The following is a 17,876-nucleotide window of genomic DNA, read 5'->3' as shown; positions in this document are numbered from 1 at the left end:
CCGTGCCGGCGGCGTAGAATTGAGTAAGATGTAAATAAGAAGGCAGTCGAAAGAGTATATGAGTCAGCAAGATTTGAATGGCATTACCCTGGAAGGTATCGTGACGCGTCTGCAGGCCCACTACGGTTGGGACGGCTTGGCCAAGCACATCGATATCAATTGCTTCATCAGCGATCCCAGCATCAAGTCGAGCCTGAAGTTTTTGCGCAAGACCCCGTGGGCCAGGAGCAAGGTGGAACAGCTGTACCTGGGCACGCAATTTACTGACTGACAGGAAAAAACATGGATAGCAAACTCAAGGAATCGCTGCAACAACTGCATTCGACACTGGAAACCAGCGGCCCCGTCGATGAAGAACTGCATGGTTTGCTGCAAAAACTCGATGTCGACATCAAGTTGCTGATGGAAAAGCGCGCCGCGCAGGAACAGGAAGAAGAATCGACCACCTACGGACTGGCCGAGCGGAGCCAGGAATTGTCGGCCAAGTTTGCCGTCAAGCATCCGAAACTGGAGCCGGCCTTACGCGAATTGGGTGAGATTCTCGCCAATATGGGTATCTGATGCACCTCTGAAAACCTACTGCGCAGCCCACTGCCGGGCATCCGTTGCTCACCGTACCTTCGTACGGTTCCGCTACTCAACCCGGCATTGAGCTTGCTCGCTACGGTTTTGAGAGGCGCCGAGACGGTATTGATGTAATGATAAAAAACTGCTCCTCAGTCACAATTTCTCGATGGGAATTTCCCAAGTGATTGAAAAATAAACGTTTTTTGTACTGAAATCCAACAGTAAAAAGCAGGCCGTCAGGTTGGAAATGGCCAATTCCGGTACAATCCGTACCCTATGAGCTCCCCTACCAATTTATTTGCGACCGTTCCCAAGCGGTCTGCCCGCGCTGCCGTGGCGCCTTTCCTGCCGATGTCGCGTGCCGAGATGCACGCGCTGGGCTGGGACCAGTGCGACGTCATCCTCGTCACGGGCGACGCCTACATCGACCATCCGAGTTTCGGCATGGCCCTGGTCGGCCGTCTGCTCGAAGCGCAGGGTTACCGAGTCGGCATCATCAGCCAGCCGGACTGGCTGTCGGCCGACGCGTTCCGCATCCTCGGCAAGCCGCGCCTGTACTACGGCATTACCGCCGGCAACATGGATTCCATGGTCAACCAGTATACGGCCGACCGCAAGATCCGCTCCGACGACGCCTACACGGCGAATGCCGAACCGAACAAGCGCCCGGACCGCGCCGTCACCGTGTACGCCCAGCGCGCGCGCGAAGCGTATCCCGACGTGCCCGTGGTCATCGGCAGCATCGAGGCATCCCTGCGCCGCATCGCCCATTACGATTACTGGTCGGACAAGGTCCGCCGTTCCGTCTTGCCCGATTCCAAGGCTGATTTGTTGATCTTCGGTAATGCCGAGCGGGCGCTGGTCGACCTGACCCATCGCCTGGCCGCCGGCGAATCGATCAAGGATATCCGTGACTTGCGCGGCACGGCCTTCATGGTGCCGTCCGGCTGGTTGCCCGGCGACGACTGGGGCGTGCACAATTCCACCCGCGTCGACGTGCCCGGCAAGATCGATCCGCACTACAGCCCGTACGAGATGGTGCAGGAAGACAAGACCGCCTGCGCCACGGAAAATGCGTCGAAATCGGCCGAAGTCATCAAGCCGATCCGCATCATGAGCCGCGAAGAGCGCCTGGCCATGGCCAAGGAAAAGCACGACAAGACGGTCGTGCGCCTACCCGCCTACGACGTCGTCAAGGATGACCCCGTCATGTATGCGCACGCGTCGCGCGTATTCCACCTGGAATCGAATCCCGGCAATGCGCGCGCCATGGTGCAGGCGCACGGCGAACGCGACGTGTGGCTCAACCCGCCGCCGCTGCCGCTGGCCATGGACGAGATGGATGGCGTGTACGACATGAATTATGCGCGCGCGCCGCACCCGAGCTATGGCAAGGCGCATATCCCCGCCTGGGAAATGATCCGCTTTTCCGTCAACATCATGCGCGGCTGCTTCGGCGGCTGTACTTTCTGCTCGATCACGGAACATGAAGGCCGCATCATCCAGAGCCGTTCGGAACCGTCGATCCTGCGCGAAATCGAGCATATCCGCGATAAAACCAAAGGCTTTACGGGCACCATTTCCGATATGGGTGGTCCGACGGCGAATATGTACCGCCTGGCGTGCAAAGAGAAAGAGATCGAAGTCTCGTGCCGCCGCCTGTCCTGCGTGTACCCGTCCATCTGCGTGAACCTGGGCACGGACCACAGCAAGCTCATTTCCCTGTACCGCAAGGCGCGTGCCATTCCCGGCATCAAGAAAGTCTTGATCAGCTCGGGCTTGCGCTACGACCTGGCCGTGCGTTCGCCCGAGTACGTGAAGGAACTGGTGACGCACCACGTCGGCGGCTTGCTGAAGATTGCGCCCGAGCACACGGAAGAGGGGACTTTGTCGAAGATGATGAAGCCCGGCATCGGTGCTTACGACGAGTTCAAGGAAATGTTCGACCGTTTCTCGCTGGAAGCGGGTAAGAAGCAGTATTTGATCCCCTACTTTATCGCCGCCCATCCGGGCACGACGGACACGGACATGCTGAACCTGGCCCTGTGGCTGAAGAAAAACAATTTCAAGCTGGACCAGGTGCAAACCTTCATGCCCACGCCGATGGCCATGGCGACGACCATGTATCACACGCGCAAGAATCCTTTGCGCAAGGTGACGGCAGACTCGGAAGTGGTGGAAACGGCCCGCAGTGGCAAGATCCGCCGCACGCATAAAGCGTTCCTGCGCTATCAGGACCCGGCCAACTGGCCGATCCTGCGCGAAGCACTGGTCAACATGGGCCGTGGCGACTTGATCGGCAATGGCGACAAGCATTTGATCCCGGCCTGGACGTCATCGGAATCGGGCGGCCTGGCCGCAGGCGAACGCAGCCGCCAGACGCATGGCGCCGGCACGCCGGACAAGTTCAAGGTTACGCCAGGCAAGAACCGCATCGCCCTGGGCGGCACGGCCGCCGCACCGAAGGCGAGCGCCGTCGAATCGAAAGTGCGTCCATCGATCTTGTCGACCATCAAGACCAAGGCCAAGCCGGCCGCCGTGCCGATGGGCCGTGGCAGCAAGCCGCCAGCCAAGGGCGGCCATGCTGCGCCGGCACGGGGCGGACGCAAGTAAGCCAGCGTCACTGTTCCCGGCACCTGGGGCATCCTCTCGAAACCCGGCAACGCGTACTGCGTTGCCGGGTTTTTTGCTATCTGCGCCCCGGGATGGCGTGGCGGCAAGCCTTGGCAGCAGGATTTTTACCAATATTTAAAAAATGAATAGAGCAAAAGGCAATTTTCCCTTGTGGCAACTCAGTGTTTGAAAATATACTCGTTGGATATTTAGCCGTACGGCAACAAAGCTGCCATTCTGGCAAGCGCCAGCGTACGCGCCACCCAGTGTTTAGATGAAAAGAGATGCCAATTGAAATGCCTTTCCTGCCAGGCCGAGAATAAGCCGGGCGCAAAATTCTGTTCTTCCTGCGGCACGACGTTTGCCGCCGCTCCTGCCGCCGCCCCGCTGCCGGGCAAAGCCTGTGGCCAATGCGGCCATGACTGCAAGCCCGATGCCAAGTTCTGCCCCAAGTGCGCATTCTGCTTTGCCGTGGCGCCAGTGGCGTCGCCGGCACCGGTTCTTGAGCCGATTATTGAGCCCATTCCTGAGGTTATTCCTGAGCCGATTCCTGAACCGGTGCGTGCGTTCGTTCCTGAGCCCGTGCCTGTGGCAGAAGTGGTCGCGGAAGCTGTCCCGGAACCGATTCCCGTTTCCATCCCGGCGCCAGTCGCACCGCCGCCACCGCCCGTGCTGGAAAAGCGCCGTGCCGATCCCGTGCCTGCACCGGAACCAGAAGCCACGCCCGCACCCGTGGCAGACAGCGTTCCCGACACGCCGGTTGACAGCCAACCGGGCGGCAAGCGCAAGAAACTGGTCGCCGCAGCCGTCGCCGCGGTGGTGCTGCTGGGCGGTGCGGGCGCTTACTATTTCTTGTCAGGCAAGCCGGCTGCACCGGCATCCGAACCCGCTCCAGCCTTGCCCGCGCTGGAGGACCCTGCGCCTGCCACCGAGCAGCCGCTGGCCATTAGCGACCCTGCGCTCGATGGCCCCGCGACGGCCGATTTTGCCGCGACACCTGCCGCGGCTGCGGACGAACCCGCGTCAGTACCGGCGGCAGCACCTGCACCGGTGCCTGCTCCGGCACCGGCACCGGCACCCGTCGTGGAAAAACCAGCCAAGCCCGTCAAGGTGACCCCGCCACCGGCGCCTGTCAAACAGACGACCGGCCTGGAAAGCGTCATCACGGACAGCCTGTCGGAAGCGAGCCATTGCATGAGCCAGCGCAAATACGACTGTGCCATTGCCAACGCGAATGCCGTGTTGCGCATGGACACGGGCAACCGCTACGCGCTCGATATCAAGCGCAAGGCGAAAGAAGCGCAGGACAAGGCGCTGTCGCAAATTCAGATCGAGTAAGCCGCTGCTTGCCTCCCCACTATTTTGATCCTCCTGGAGAATGACGTGAAAAACTTGAAACAAATTGCCAAGCCCATGGTGGCGATGCTGGTCGTGTCCTCGATGCTGGCCGGCTGCGCCGCGCCGGGCGGCCCTGGCGCCACCGGCAATACCACCACCGCAGGCACGGAAGCGGCCAGCGGCGAATGCAATACGGCCATGCTGGCCGGCATCGGCGCCGTCGTGGGCGGCTTGCTGGGCGGCGGTAACAACACCGTGCGCGGCGCGGCGCTGGGTGCCAGCCTGGGCGCGCTTGCCTGCGTGGCCTTGAATTATCAAAGCCAGCAAGTCAAGACGGCGCAGCAGGTGCAGACCGACTACAAGGTGGCCAACAAGGGCAAGCTGCCCGAGCAGTCGACCCTGGTGAAGTACGAGACGGGCTTTACGCCATCTTCCGTGCGTCCGGGCCAGAAGGCGCAGACCAATTCGTATATCGAAGTGGCGGCCGGCACGCGCGATCCGAACCCGCTGGTGGAAGAGGAATTGAGCCTGTACAAGCCAAATGGCGAGCTGATCAAGACTGTGCGCAAGGTAGTCAGCAGCAATAACGGCAGCGGCGCCTACAAGGGCGGCTTCTCGATTCCCATGCCGGAAGGCGTGCCGCAGGGCATTTACCCGGTGCGCACGGCCCTGTACCTGAATAGCAAGCGCGTCGGCGGCCAGGACGTCAAGCTGCAGATCGTCCAGCGCCAGGCGCCCGCAAGCGAGCTGCAACTGGCGCTCGCCTACTAACACCTTGGTACCACGGGGCGGCCCGGCAGGCCGCTCCATTCCCGATTCATTTCCACTAGGCTTTACATGACCACTTCCACCGAAGCACATCAACCTCTTCCCTTTTCCTCCGCCGTGGGCTCGCTGATCGAAGCGACCGATGCCATCAAGAACTTCCGCGCGATTGCCCTGCTGGCCCTGACCTTCATCGGCGCCGTGCTTGTCGGTGGCGTGCTGGCGACGCTTGCCGGCGGCATGAGCAGTCCGCTGCTGGCCTTTTTCGGCGGCTTGATGGCCTTCCTCGTGATGTTCTACGGTTCCAACGCCGTGGGCATCCTGCTGATGCGCGATGCGCAAGGCCAGCCGGGCATGAGTCTGGTGGATGCCGTGCTCGTTTCGCTGTACACGAGCCATCGCCTGATCGCGGTCGTCTTCCTTGAATTCCTGATCGTACTGGCGGCCATGATCGCCATCGCCATTATCTTGTTCGTCTGCAAGATCCCCGTGCTCGGCCCCGTGCTGTACACGGTTGTCTTCCCGCTGTCGGCCATCGTGCTGGGCGTGCTGGTGTTTGCGCTGTTCTACGTGATGCTGCCGCTGGCCGGTCCTGCCGCCTGGTCGGGTGCCAGCGTGTTCCAGATCATTGCCCGTCTGAACCTGATCGTGCGCACCAAACTGGTGTCCGTGATCTTGCTGGAAGTGCTGCTGTTCCTGATCACCTCGTTTGTGGCCCTGCTGATCTTTGGCGTGCTCGGTACCGGCGTGTCGCTGACCAGCGGCATGTCCGCAGGCATCCTGGGCCTGGGCGGCCAGATGAACATGTATTCCCTGGCTTCGGGTCTGAGCGGCGGTTCCGGCTACATCATCGCAGCCGGCCTGGGCGGCGGCTTGCTGCTGGCGGCCGCGGCCGTAGTGCCTGGCCTGATCTTTACCAAGGGCGTGTGCATCATTTACCTGAACGCCACGCGCAATGTCGATTTCAGCGCCTCGGAAGCAAGCCTGAACGACGGCCTGGCCACGGTCAAGAAAAAAGCCGAGGAAGCGCGTGAACGCGCGCGCGCCCTGGCCGAGCAGGCGACTGCCCCAGCCGCACCTGCCACGCCGGCTGCCGCACCTGTTGACAGCCTGCAATGCCCAAGCTGCAAGGCACCGGTCGCGTCCGATGACGTGTTCTGCGGCGAATGCGCGCATAAACTCAAGTAAGGCATACCATGGCTCACTTCTGCACCAAATGCGGCACCGCCTATGTCCCCGGCGCGCGCTTCTGCGATGAATGCGGCAAGGCCGTGAACGCCGCCGCAGCCGCGCCGGCCAGGCCGGCTGGTGTGCAGCGGCGCCACCTCATCCTTGCCGGCGGTGCGCTGGCGGTGGTCATCGTGGCCGGTGGCGCCCTGGCGTGGCTGCTGGCGCCAGAGGCGGCCTCGGCCAGCAGTTTCAGCCGCGCCATCGATACCCACCTGGCGGCCGACGAGGCGGTGCGCGACAAGCTGCTGTGCCTCACCAACTTGCCGTACCAGAAGGAAGAGATCCGCGTGGCGTCGTATGACAGTTCAACCCGGCAATGGCTCGATATTCTCGTGCGTAGCGGACTGTACAGCGCTCCCGTGGAGCAAAGCAGCGGTGGCTGGGTTGCGCAATCGCAATTTGTCTACGCGCTGGCAGCCCCGGGCAAGGCGGCCTTGCGCGGCGACAAGCTGTGCGTGGCCAAGGGCGTGAAAGTGGCCAAGGTCAGCGGCTACGACCAGGTGCGCGACCTGGGCGCACAGCAAGTGGCGATGGCCAAGGCCACCCTGGTATTGACCGATGAGGCGGCATGGTTCGCCAAGTCGGCGGACCGCGCGCTGATCCTGCAACGCTTGCCGGATGGCGACCTGGAAGTGCGGTTGCCGCTGGCGCTGGTCGACAAGCAGTGGCAAGTCATCGACGAAGCGCAGATGAGCCAAGCGGCCATGACCGGTGCGCTGGGCAAAGCGCCGGCCGGGCAGGGCGCGGGCATGCTGGACAAGCTGAAGAGCGCGTTCCGTTTTGGCGGCCACCCGGCGGTGGGGAAATGGCAGGCGGCGATGGGTAATGTCCTGGAATTTACAAGTGACAGCGTGATCAATAACGGGACGTCGACCAAGGCCACCTTCACCACCAAGGGCAATACCGTGACGATCGCGCCGCAAGGCGCGGGCGAAGCGGCCATGGAGATTATCGTCAGCGACGATGGCAGCACGGCGCAGATCAGCATGGGCGGCATGCGGGTGACGACCCTGCGGCGCATGCGCGATTAAGTCCTGATCCAGGCGGTGCAGCTTGCCGCCTTGTATCCTTCGCGGAGCCCGGCCATGCCGGGCTTTTTTACGCTTGTCAGCCGGCGGCGCACGGTTGTTTTATCTTGACATCAAGATAGTTCGCCACCACACTCGCTTTATCTTAATATCGAGATAGTTGTATGGCCTCTTCCTCCGTCCGTCCCGCCTGGGGCGACATTCTGCTCACGGCGCTGGCGCCCCTGATCTGGGGTTCCACGTATATCGTCACGTCCGAACTGCTGCCGCCGGACCGGCCCTTCACGGCGGCCCTGATCCGCGTGCTGCCGGCCGGCTTGCTGTTGCTGCTGCTCATGCGGCGCCTGCCCGCGCGGCGCGACTGGATCCGCGTACTGCTTCTGTCCGCGCTGAATATCGGCGTGTTCCAGGCCCTGCTGTTCGTGGCCGCCTACCGCTTGCCGGGCGGCCTGGCGGCCGTGGTGGGGGCCATCCAGCCGCTGCTGGTGATGGGCCTGGCCTGGGGCGTGGAAGGGCGCCGTCCGGCCCGCCTGGCCTTGCTTGCCAGCGTGCTGGGCGTGGCCGGCATGGGCGTGCTATTGCTGTCGCCGCGCACGGTATGGGAACCCGTCGGCATCGCCGCCGCGCTGGGCGGCACGGCGTGCATGGCGGCCGGCACCTACCTGACGCGGCGCTGGAAGCCGGACTTGCCCGTGCTGGCGCTGACGGGCTGGCAATTGCTGCTCGGCGGCCTGATGCTGGCGCCCGTCGCCTGGCTGGCCGACGCACCGCTGCCGGCCTTGTCGTTGCGGCAAGTATTGGCCTACGCTTACCTGTGCCTGGCCGGCGCCCTGCTGGCGTATGCGCTGTGGTTCCGCGGCATCGCCCACCTGTCGCCCGTGGCCGTGTCCTCGCTGGGACTGCTCAGTCCCCTGATGGCCGTCGTGCTGGGCTGGGCCGTGCTGGGGCAGGCCATGACGGGCTGGTCGATGCTGGGATTGCTGCTGGTACTGGCCAGCGTGCTGGCCGTGCAGTGGGCCAGCGCCCGTCCCGCAACAAAGTCCTGACATCCGCGCATTTCCCCTCGGCAGGCTGATCGCATCAGCCTGTCCCTTTCCCTCTGGGCGCTGCCTTTTTGCTGCACCGCACATACAGTTTTGCTTGCACTGTAATAGGGCATTGAGGCACTATTCGCTTCGCGCAAACGTTTGCGCGCAACGAATTTCCTAAAAAGCATGCAGTACACGTGCTTGACCAACAACTCTGGAGACGCTCATGACATCCCGTATTCGCCTGAAAATGATTGCCGCCGCTGTCCTCGTGTGTGCCTTGCCCGCCGTGCCGGCGATGGCGCAGACGCCAGCCAAACCAAAGGTGGCATTGGTGATGAAGTCGCTCGCCAATGAATTTTTCCTGACCATGGAAAATGGCGCCAAGGCGCATCAGAAGGCCAATGCCGCCAAGTACGACTTGCTGTCGAACGGCATCAAGGATGAAACGGATACGTCGAGCCAGATCAAGCTGGTCGAGCAAATGATCGTTTCGCGCGTCAACGCGCTGGTGATCGCGCCGGCCGATTCGAAAGCGCTGGTGCCGGTGCTGAAGAAAGCCATCGACGCGGGCATCATCGTCGTCAATATCGACAACAAGCTCGACGCGGGCGCCCTGAAAGAGAAGGGCATTTCCGTGCCATTCGTCGGCCCGGACAACCGCAAGGGCGCCAAGGTGGTCGGCGATTACCTGGCCCAGCAGATCAAGAAGGGCGACCCCGTCGGCATCATCGAAGGCGTGTCCACCACCTACAACGCGCAGCAGCGTACCCTGGGTTTCCAGGACGCCATGAACGCGGCCGGCGCCAAGGTCGTCAGCGTGCAGTCGGGCCAGTGGGAAATCGCCCCGGCCAACACGGTGGCGGCCGCCATGCTGAATGCCAATCCGAATATCAAGGCTTTGCTGTGCGGTAACGACAACATGGCCATCGGCGCCATTTCCGCCATCAAGGCGGCCGGCAAGACGGGCAAAGTGCTCGTCGTCGGCTACGACAACATCAACGCCATCAAGCCGATGCTGGCCGATGGCCGCGTGCTGGCTACCGCCGACCAGTTCGGTTCGCAGCAAGCCGTGTTCGGCATCGAGACCGTGCTGAAAGCCCTGGCGCAGAAGAAGAAACAGGCCGAGCTTGGTGGCGTCATCGAAACCAAGGTCGAACTGGTCGCCAAGGGCGCCAAGTCCTGATCGTTTGATCCCGCCGGGGCCGGCGCCTGCGTACTCACCGAGTAGGCGGCGCCGGCCCCGCCGCCACTACCGCGGAGTTTTATCATGCCCACCGACATTTCACCGGCGCCAGCCGCCATCCCCTTGTTAACGCTCGATAACATCGGCAAGTCCTATGTCGGCCCCGTCCTCGGTGGCGTGGGCCTGCGCTTCGCCCCTGGCCAGGTGCTGGCGCTGACGGGCGAGAACGGCGCGGGCAAGAGCACGCTGTCGAAGATCATCTGCGGCCTGGAGCAAGCCACCACGGGCACGATGTTGCTCGACGGCAAGCCTTACCAGCCCGCCTCGCGCGGCGCCGCCGAAGCGCTGGGCATCCGCATGGTGATGCAGGAACTCAATCTGATTCCCACCCTGTCGATCGCGGAAAACCTGTACCTGAAAAACCTGCCGCAGCGTTTCGGTTTCATCGACCGTACGCGCCTGGAGCGCGACGCGCGCGAACAGATGGAGAAAGTGGGCCTGGGCGGCCTCGATCCGTGGACTTTGGTCGGCGAACTGGGCATCGGCCACCAGCAGATGATCGAGATCGCGCGCAATCTGATCGGTGCCTGCCGCCTGCTGGTGCTCGACGAGCCGACGGCCATGCTGACGCACCGCGAAGTGGAATTGCTGTTCCTGCAAATCGAACGCCTGAAAGCCGAAGGCGTGTGCATCATCTATATTTCCCACCGCCTGGAAGAACTCAAGCGCGTGGCCGACCGCATCGCCGTGCTGCGCGATGGCCAGCTCGTGTGCGACGACGATATCGCGGGCCACTCCGCCGCCGACCTGGTCAGCCTGATGGTGGGCCGCTCGGCCGACGATGCCGTCGACTTGAGCGGGCGCACCATCGGCGCGCCGCTGCTGCGCGTGCGGGGCTTGGCGCGCGGCAAGGTCGTCAACCCGACCTCGTTCGACCTGCGCGCCGGCGAAATCCTCGGCATCGCCGGCCTGATCGGCTCGGGCCGCACGGAATTGCTGCGCCTGATCTTTGGCGCCGACCGCGCCGACGCGGGCGAGGTGTTCCTCGGCGACAGCGCGACGCCCGCCGCCTTGCACTCGCCGCAGGCAGCAGTGAAAGCCGGCATCGCCATGATCACGGAAGACCGCAAGGGACAAGGCTTGTTGCTGCGCCAGTCGATTGCCGTCAACACGACCCTCGCGTCGCTCGATACCGTCAGCGGCGCCGGCTGGCTCAACGATACGGCCGAAGCATCGGTGGCCGACGACTATATCCAACGCCTGGGTATCCGCTCGCGCAACAGCGCGCAAACGGTGGCCGAGCTGTCCGGCGGCAACCAGCAAAAGGTGGTGATCGCCCGCTGGCTGTACCGCGACTGCCCCGTGATGCTGTTCGACGAGCCCACGCGCGGCATCGATATCGGCGCCAAGTTTGATATTTATCAGGTGCTGGCCGAACAGGCGCGCCAGGGCAAGGGCCTCGTCATCGTCTCGAGCGACTTGCGCGAACTGATGCTGATCTGCGACCGCATCGCCGTCATGAGCGCGGGCAGCATCGTCGACACCTTCGAGCGCGGCGCCTGGAGCCAGGACGCCCTGCTGTCGGCCGCCTTCTCCGGCTATTTGACCCCCACTTCCACTCCAGCTGCGGCCTGATCGCCGGAAAGATTCCCATGACCACCAATTCCTCTCCTTCGTATCTGCAGCGCAGCCTGGCCGACCTGAAAAACTATGCGGGCCTGATCGGCGCCCTGGTCGCCATGTGCGTGCTGTTCTCGTTTGCCAGCGAAAACTTCTTTACCCTGGCGACCTTGAGCACCCTGTCGAACAACATCCCCACCCTGGTGGTGATGGCGGTCGGCATGACGTTCGTGCTGATCATCGGCGGCATCGATTTATCGGTCGGTTCCGTGATGGCGCTGGCCGCTTCCGTGCTGTCGCTGGCCGTCGTGCACTGGGGCTGGCCCGTGTGGAGCGCCGCCCTGCTGGGCATGTTCGTCGCCGCCCTGTGCGGCGCCACCACGGGCCTGATTTCCGTCGGCTGGCGCATTCCCTCGTTCATCGTGTCCCTGGGCGTGCTGGAAATGGCACGGGGCCTCGCGTATCAAGTGACGAACTCGCGCACGGAATACATCGGCAGCGCCGTTGACGGCATCAGTTCGCCGATCGCCTTCGGCCTGTCGCCCGCTTTCATCGCCTCGATCGCCATCGTTGTCATCGGCCACCTGGTGCTCACGCGCACGGTGCTGGGACGCCACTGGATCGGCATCGGCACGAATGAAGAAGCCGTGCGTTTGTCCGGCATCAATACAAAACCGTCGAAAGTACTGGTGTTTGCCTTGATGGGCTTTCTGGCCGGCGTGGGCGCGCTGTTCCAGGTGTCGCGCCTGGAAGCGGCCGACCCGAACGGCGGCGTAGGCATGGAATTGCAAGTGATCGCCGCCGTCGTGATCGGCGGCACGAGCCTGATGGGTGGGCGCGGTTCCGTCATCAGCACCTTTATCGGCGTGCTGATTATTTCCGTGCTGGAAGCGGGCCTGGCGCAAGTGGGCGTGTCCGAACCCGTGAAACGCATCGTCACGGGCCTGGTGATCGTCGCGGCCGTGGTGCTCGACACCTACCGCCGCCGCGGCGAACGCGCCTAAGCGCCACATCGCCCATGGCAACCATCAAACAAGTGGCGCAGGCGGCGGGGGTGTCGTTTACCACCGTCTCGCACGTCCTCAACAATACCCGCCCAGTCAGCGACGAGGCGCGCCGCGCCGTGCTGGCGGCGGCGGAGCAATTGCATTACGTGCCCAGCGCGCTGGCGCGTTCCTTGCGCAGCCGCAGCACGGGCACTATCGGCCTGATCATTCCGAATAATACGAACCCGTATTTCTCGGAAGTGGCGCGCGGCATCGAGGACAGTTGCTACGCGGCCGGCTACAGCGTGATCCTGTGCAATTCCGATGACGACCCCGTCAAGCAGCGCGACTATCTGAACGTGCTCTTGACCAAGCGCTGCGACGGCCTGATTCTGTCCGCGCTGGCCGACAGCGATGGCGAATTGCTGCGCAAGATGAAGGTGCCGGCCGTGCTGCTCGACCGCGCGCCCAGCGACCTGTCCATCGATGCCGTGGCCGTCGACAACCGCGCCGGCGGCGTGCTGGCCGCGCGCCATCTGCTGGAGCTGGGACGCCGGCGCCTCGCCTGCATCGCCGGTCCCCGTGAAGTGAGCATCTCGAATGAACGCATAGCCGGCATGCGCGGCGCCATGGCGGACGCGGGCGTGGCTCTGGCCGACGCCCTGTGCCGCCATGGCGATTTTACGAGTGCGGGCGGCTATGCGGCCGCGCTGGACTTGCTGGCGCTGCCGCCAGGCCAGCGCCCGGACGCCTTGTTCTGCTGCAATGACTTGATGGCCTTCGGCGCCTTGCGCGCCGCCGCCGAGCGCGGGATTGCCGTGCCGGGCGAACTGGCCGTCGTCGGCTTCGACGATATCGACCTGGCCAGCTTCGTGCATCCGGCCTTGACCAGCGTGGCGCAAAATACGCGCGAGCTGGGCCGCATCACGGCCGCCTGCCTGCTGGCGCGCATCGCCGATCCCGCCTTGCCGCGCCAGCAGCGCAGCATTGCGCCCGCACTGCACGTGCGCGGCTCCAGCGTGGCTGCCGCTGTAACTTCTTCCGCACCTACTTCTTCACCTGCAACTGAACTGATGGGAATGACATCATGATCGTGGTTATCGGCAGCATCAATATGGACCTGGTCTTGCGCGTGCCGCGCATGCCCCTCCCCGGCGAGACCCTGACGGGCGGCGCTTTTCGAACCATTCCTGGCGGCAAGGGCGCCAACCAGGCCGTCGCCTGCGCCCGCCTGAGCGGCAAAGTGGCGGGCGCCCAGCAAGTGGCCATGGTCGCTTGCGTGGGCGACGACGCGTTCGGTGCCACCTTGCGCGCGGCGCTGGTGGGCGACGGCATCATCGACAGCCACATCACCACCTTGCCGGGCGTGGCATCCGGCATCGCTTCCATTCTGGTGGACGACAATGGCCAGAACAGCATCGTCATCGCCGGCGGCGCCAACGATCTGCTCAGCCCTGCGCACATCGACGCGGCGCAAGGCTTGATCGAACAGGCGGATATTGTCGTGCTGCAGCTGGAAACGCCGATGGCCACCGTTGTGCACGCGATCAAGCTGGCCCGTTCGCTGGGCAAGACCGTGGTGCTGAACCCGGCCCCGGCCGCCAGCCTGCCGGAAGGCGTGCTGGAACTGGTTGACTACCTGATCCCGAATGAAATCGAAGCGGCCATGCTGGCCGGCGTCAGCCCGGAAGGCGCGGATGCCAAGGCGCTGGCCGCCGCGCTGCAAAAGCTGGGCAGCGACAACGTCATCATCACCCTGGGTGCCAAGGGCGTGCACGCGGCCCTGTACGGCGGCGACTTCACCTTCCCCGCCGAAGTGGTGAAAGCCGTCGACACGACGGCCGCCGGCGACACCTTCATCGGCGGTTTTGTGGCAGGCCTGGCCTCCGGCATGGACGAGGCGGAAGCGATCCAGCAAGGCCAGCGCGCGGCTGCCTGGAGCGTCACCAAGCCCGGCGCGCAAACGTCGATCCCCCACTTGCACGAGCTGTTCTAACGACACCACGCCCATGAAAAAATCACCGCTGCTTAATATCGCACTGTCGCAACTGATCGCATCGCTGGGCCATGGCGACATGCTCGTCATCGGCGACGCGGGCTTGCCGTCGCAACCGGGCGTGCCCCTGATCGACCTGGCCCTGACGCGCGGCATCCCCGGCTTCATCGATACCGTCAACACGGTATTAAGCGAAATGCAGGTGGAATACCATTTGCTCGCCAGCGAGTTACCGCAGCATAATCCGGCCATGGCGGCGCAGGTGGCGGCCCTGGCTTTGCCCGATGCGCGCCAGGTGACGCACGACGAGTTCAAGCAATTGAGCAAGGGCGCGCGCGCCATCGTGCGCACGGGCGAGTGCAGTCCGTACGCCAACGTGATTTTGGTGGCCGGCGTCGTGTTCTAGCGCAAACAAACGCGAAATTGTTTGCCAAAAACATCAACGCTATTGTCCTCACTGAAATAATTATCCATCGGCAAAAGGGGCGGCTACAATAGCCTTACCCCTGCCAGCTCGGCAGCTTCCTGTGGTGTTCCGCCATGCCGATGAAAGCCCCCGACGCTTTCCGCTTTGTCTTGCCGCTCGCCGGCAGGCTGGCGCACGGCTGGCGCGGCTTTTTCCTCCTGCTGCTGTGCCTGGCCACACCAGCCCGGGCGCTGGAACCCGTTACCCTGCAACTCAATTTCACGCACCAGTTCCAGTTCGCCGGCTATTATGCGGCCATCGAGCAAGGCTATTACCGCGAGGCGGGGCTGGAGGTCAAGCTGGTCGAAGGCGGTGGCGGACGGCTGGCCGAGGCGGCCGTGCTGACGGGCCAGGCCGAGTATGGGGTGGGCAACAGCACCTTGTTGCTCAGCCGGCTGGCGGGCAAGCCCGTGGTGGTGCTGGCCGTGGTGTTCCAGCATTCGCCCAGCGTGCTGCTGATGCGCCAGCATGGCGGCGCGCCCGACGTGCGCAAGCTGGTGGGGGCGCCCGTCATGATCGGTGCGGCCACCGACGTGGCGCTTGCGGCTGATGAAGTGTCGCTGTTCCTGGCGAAAATGGGCGTCGCGCCGCAACAGATGCGCCACTTGCCGCCCAGCTACCGTATCGAGGATTTGATCGATGGCAAGGTCGATGCGATTGCCGCATATTCCACCAACGAACCGGATTACCTGGACCGGGCGGGCTTTTCCTACTACCAGTTTACGCCGCGCACGGCCGGCATCGATTTCTACGGCGACAACTTGTTTACCAGCGAGTACGAACTGCGCCGCCATCCCGAACGGGTCAAAGCGTTCCGCGCGGCCAGCTTGCGCGGCTGGCAATATGCGATGGCGCACCGCGAGGAAATGGCGCGCGTGATCCTTGCCAAGTACAGCCAGCGCCACGACCGCGCGCACCTGCTGTACGAGGCGCAGCAGATGGAATTGCTGCTGCAGCCCGTGCTGGTGGAGCTTGGCTACATGAATCCCCAGCGCTGGCAGCACATCGCCGACACGTATGCCAGCATGGGCGTGCTGCCGCGCAATGCCACGGACAGCCGCGTCTACAAGGGGTTTTTGTACCGTGCCGTGCCAGGCGCCGACCTGGGCTGGCTGTACCTGTCGCTGGGCCTGGCGGGCAGCTTGCTGGCCGTGTCGGCCGCCTTTCACTTCAACAACCTGGCGCGCGAGCGCCGCCGCACGGAGGACACCATCCGCCAGGGAGAATTGCGCTTTCGCACCATGTTCGAGGAAGCGCCCATGGGCATCGCCCTGATCGATACCGTGAGCGGACAGTTTCTCGACATCAATCCGCGCTACCTGGCCATCAGCGGGCGCAGCCTGGAACACATGAAGCAAACGAGCTGGATGGAAATCAGCCATCCCGACGATGTGGCCGGCGAGCAAGAGCAGGTGGCGCAGTTGCTGGCGCGCAGTCTGCAAGGCTTTCGCCATGCCAAGCGCATCGTGCGGCCCGATGGCGGCGTGGTGTGGGTCGACGCTTCCGTGACGGCCATCGCCACGACGCGTCACGGTGGCCCGCACCACCTGTGCATGCTGGAAGACGTGACGGACAAGCGGCAAACGGAAGCGCTGATCTGGCAGCAAGCCAATTTCGATACCCTGACGCAATTGCCGAACCGGCGCATGTTCCACGAGCGCCTGCGCCAGGCGCTGGCCCAGGGGCGGCGCGATGCGAGCCGCGTGGCCATCCTGTTCATCGACCTCGACCACTTCAAGGAAGTCAACGACACCCTGGGCCACCACCAAGGCGATATCTTGCTGATCGAGGCGGCGCGGCGCATCCGCGTGGGCGTGCGCGAGACGGATACGGTAGCGCGCCTGGGTGGCGATGAGTTCACGGTAATCCTGTCCGACCTTGATGATCTGCAGCAAGTTGACCGCATCGCGCGGCAGATACTCGACGGCTTGCTGGCGCCGTTTCTGCTGGGACAGGAGCAGGCGTTCGTCTCGGCCTCGATCGGCATCACCCTGTATCCGGACGACGCGGGCACGATCGAGGATTTGCTCAAGCAGGCGGACCAGGCCATGTATGTGTCGAAAGGGGCGGGGCGCAACCGCTACAGTTACTTTACGCCTGCCATGCAGGTGGCGGCCGTCAACCGCATGCGCATGGGGGCGGATTTGCGCACGGCCCTGCGCGAACAGCAGATGCAGCTGTATTACCAGCCCATCGTCGAGCTGCATAGCGGCAAGCTTGCCAAGGCGGAAGCCTTGCTGCGCTGGCATCATCCGCAGCGGGGTGTGGTATGTCCGCCGGATTTCCTGGCGCTGGCCGAAAGCAGCGGCTTGATCGTGGAGATCGGCGACTGGGTGCTGCACACGGCGGCCGCGCAACTGCTGCACTGGCGCGCGCAGGGCCATGCCATCGGTTTGCCGGGGCTGCAACTGTGCCTGAACCAGTCGCCGCTGGAGCTGCAGCGCGAAGTGGAGGCGCCCGGCACCTGGCTGCGCCAGCTGATGGCGCTCGATGTGCCGGCCTCGGCCATCGTGCTCGACATGCGCGAAGATGTACTTTTACCTAGCGGCAATAGCATGGCGCCCCGCCTGCAGCACTTGCGCGAAGCGGGTCTGCAGATCGCCCTTGACGACTTCGGCAGCGGCCATGCCTCGCTGACGCAGCTGCAGCAGTGCGGCATCGATTACCTGAAGCTCGATGGCGTGTTGGTGCGCAAGCTGGCGCCCGGTGCCAGCGAACTGGTGCTGTGCGAAGCCATCGTCACCATGGCCCACAAGCTGGGCTTGCAGGTCATTGCCGAAGGGGTAGAGACCGAAGAGCAGCGCGCGCGGCTGCTGGAGATCGGCTGCGATTTTGCGCAAGGCGAGCTGTTTGCGCCGCCGCTGACCATCGAAGCGTTCGATGCCCTGCTGCACGCGCAGCGGCCCTTGCACCCTTGAAACAGGCGTCGCCGGCCACCAGATCTGACGCAAGCCTGCGGGACAGGGCTCCCGGCTTGAACGGGCTTATACTCGATGGGCTGGCGCCTGCGCCCGGCTTTGCTGTCACCGGTACCTACACCGGGTGCGCAGGCA

At 63.8% G+C, this 17,876-nt stretch carries 15 protein-coding genes and 1 pseudogene; all 16 read left to right on the top strand.

Annotation, left to right across the window (positions count from 1 at the left end):
* Positions 1–58: 58 nt before the first annotated feature.
* Positions 59–271 (top strand): VF530 family protein, encoded by a 213-nt coding sequence (locus O3297_RS24660; RefSeq protein ID WP_305050581.1) that lies wholly within the window; start codon positions 59–61, stop codon positions 269–271.
* Positions 272–282: 11 nt separating this feature from the next.
* A complete protein-coding gene (locus O3297_RS24655) occupies positions 283–561 on the top strand; it encodes a DUF4404 family protein (RefSeq protein ID WP_034753883.1) in 279 nt (92 codons plus the stop codon).
* 357 nt (positions 562–918) lie between these two features.
* Complete coding sequence (locus tag O3297_RS24650) at positions 919–3,180, top strand: YgiQ family radical SAM protein (RefSeq protein WP_305050649.1); 2,262 nt, start codon at positions 919–921, stop codon at positions 3,178–3,180.
* A 291-nt stretch (positions 3,181–3,471) separates the two neighbouring features.
* Positions 3,472–3,576 (top strand): annotated as a pseudogene (locus O3297_RS28775) (zinc-ribbon domain-containing protein); the annotation flags it as partial.
* Between the two features lie 186 nt (positions 3,577–3,762).
* Positions 3,763–4,518, top strand: a complete 756-nt coding sequence (locus O3297_RS24640) for a hypothetical protein (RefSeq protein ID WP_305050578.1) — start codon at positions 3,763–3,765, stop codon at positions 4,516–4,518.
* A gap of 45 nt (positions 4,519–4,563) precedes the next feature.
* Positions 4,564–5,289 carry a hypothetical protein gene (locus O3297_RS24635; RefSeq protein ID WP_139144208.1) on the top strand — a complete coding sequence of 242 codons (726 nt, stop codon included), beginning with the start codon at positions 4,564–4,566 and terminating at the stop codon, positions 5,287–5,289.
* 66 nt (positions 5,290–5,355) lie between these two features.
* Positions 5,356–6,471 carry a zinc ribbon domain-containing protein gene (locus O3297_RS24630; protein ID WP_092613221.1) on the top strand — a complete coding sequence of 372 codons (1,116 nt, stop codon included), beginning with the start codon at positions 5,356–5,358 and terminating at the stop codon, positions 6,469–6,471.
* A gap of 8 nt (positions 6,472–6,479) precedes the next feature.
* Positions 6,480–7,544 carry a zinc ribbon domain-containing protein gene (locus tag O3297_RS24625; RefSeq protein WP_305050573.1) on the top strand — a complete coding sequence of 355 codons (1,065 nt, stop codon included), beginning with the start codon at positions 6,480–6,482 and terminating at the stop codon, positions 7,542–7,544.
* Positions 7,545–7,705: 161 nt separating this feature from the next.
* Positions 7,706–8,587, top strand: a complete 882-nt coding sequence (locus tag O3297_RS24620) for an EamA family transporter (RefSeq protein ID WP_305050572.1) — start codon at positions 7,706–7,708, stop codon at positions 8,585–8,587.
* Between the two features lie 208 nt (positions 8,588–8,795).
* Positions 8,796–9,755 (top strand): sugar ABC transporter substrate-binding protein, encoded by a 960-nt coding sequence (locus O3297_RS24615; RefSeq protein ID WP_034780889.1) that lies wholly within the window; start codon positions 8,796–8,798, stop codon positions 9,753–9,755.
* 84 nt (positions 9,756–9,839) lie between these two features.
* Entirely contained in the window at positions 9,840–11,390 is a 1,551-nt protein-coding gene (locus O3297_RS24610) for a sugar ABC transporter ATP-binding protein (RefSeq protein WP_092613231.1), read from the top strand.
* A 17-nt stretch (positions 11,391–11,407) separates the two neighbouring features.
* Positions 11,408–12,379 carry an ABC transporter permease gene (locus O3297_RS24605; RefSeq protein WP_034780885.1) on the top strand — a complete coding sequence of 324 codons (972 nt, stop codon included), beginning with the start codon at positions 11,408–11,410 and terminating at the stop codon, positions 12,377–12,379.
* 14 nt (positions 12,380–12,393) lie between these two features.
* A complete protein-coding gene (locus O3297_RS24600) occupies positions 12,394–13,452 on the top strand; it encodes a LacI family DNA-binding transcriptional regulator (protein WP_305050571.1) in 1,059 nt (352 codons plus the stop codon).
* Entirely contained in the window at positions 13,449–14,357 is a 909-nt protein-coding gene (gene rbsK, locus O3297_RS24595) for a ribokinase (RefSeq protein WP_305050569.1), read from the top strand. Before O3297_RS24600 ends, rbsK begins: the two co-directional genes overlap by 4 nt.
* Positions 14,358–14,370: 13 nt before the next feature.
* Positions 14,371–14,763 carry a D-ribose pyranase gene (gene rbsD / locus O3297_RS24590; RefSeq protein ID WP_034780878.1) on the top strand — a complete coding sequence of 131 codons (393 nt, stop codon included), beginning with the start codon at positions 14,371–14,373 and terminating at the stop codon, positions 14,761–14,763.
* Positions 14,764–14,897: 134 nt separating this feature from the next.
* Entirely contained in the window at positions 14,898–17,741 is a 2,844-nt protein-coding gene (locus O3297_RS24585) for an EAL domain-containing protein (RefSeq protein ID WP_305050567.1), read from the top strand.
* Positions 17,742–17,876 lie beyond the last annotated feature (135 nt).

The sequence above is a fragment of the Janthinobacterium sp. SUN128 genome (assembly GCF_030587275.1).
GTDB classification, from domain to species: Bacteria; Pseudomonadota; Gammaproteobacteria; order Burkholderiales; family Burkholderiaceae_D; genus Janthinobacterium; species Janthinobacterium lividum.
The sequence above is the reverse complement of the archived record's forward strand: the minus strand, read 5'-3'. Positions and strand labels throughout refer to the sequence as shown.

Excerpts from the sequence above, each read along its gene's own strand:
- O3297_RS24660 (WP_305050581.1), top strand. The coding sequence starts at position 59 with ATGAGTCAGCAAGATTTGAATGGCATTACCCTGGAAGGTATCGTGACG.
- O3297_RS24655 (WP_034753883.1), top strand. The coding sequence starts at position 283 with ATGGATAGCAAACTCAAGGAATCGCTGCAACAACTGCATTCGACACTG.
- O3297_RS24650 (WP_305050649.1), top strand. The coding sequence starts at position 919 with ATGTCGCGTGCCGAGATGCACGCGCTGGGCTGGGACCAGTGCGACGTC.
- O3297_RS24630 (WP_092613221.1), top strand. The coding sequence starts at position 5,356 with ATGACCACTTCCACCGAAGCACATCAACCTCTTCCCTTTTCCTCCGCC.
- O3297_RS24625 (WP_305050573.1), top strand. The coding sequence starts at position 6,480 with ATGGCTCACTTCTGCACCAAATGCGGCACCGCCTATGTCCCCGGCGCG.
- O3297_RS24620 (WP_305050572.1), top strand. The coding sequence starts at position 7,706 with ATGGCCTCTTCCTCCGTCCGTCCCGCCTGGGGCGACATTCTGCTCACG.
- O3297_RS24615 (WP_034780889.1), top strand. The coding sequence starts at position 8,796 with ATGACATCCCGTATTCGCCTGAAAATGATTGCCGCCGCTGTCCTCGTG.
- O3297_RS24610 (WP_092613231.1), top strand. The coding sequence starts at position 9,840 with ATGCCCACCGACATTTCACCGGCGCCAGCCGCCATCCCCTTGTTAACG.
- O3297_RS24605 (WP_034780885.1), top strand. The coding sequence starts at position 11,408 with ATGACCACCAATTCCTCTCCTTCGTATCTGCAGCGCAGCCTGGCCGAC.
- O3297_RS24600 (WP_305050571.1), top strand. The coding sequence starts at position 12,394 with ATGGCAACCATCAAACAAGTGGCGCAGGCGGCGGGGGTGTCGTTTACC.
- rbsK (WP_305050569.1), top strand. The coding sequence starts at position 13,449 with ATGATCGTGGTTATCGGCAGCATCAATATGGACCTGGTCTTGCGCGTG.
- rbsD (WP_034780878.1), top strand. The coding sequence starts at position 14,371 with ATGAAAAAATCACCGCTGCTTAATATCGCACTGTCGCAACTGATCGCA.
- O3297_RS24585 (WP_305050567.1), top strand. The coding sequence starts at position 14,898 with ATGCCGATGAAAGCCCCCGACGCTTTCCGCTTTGTCTTGCCGCTCGCC.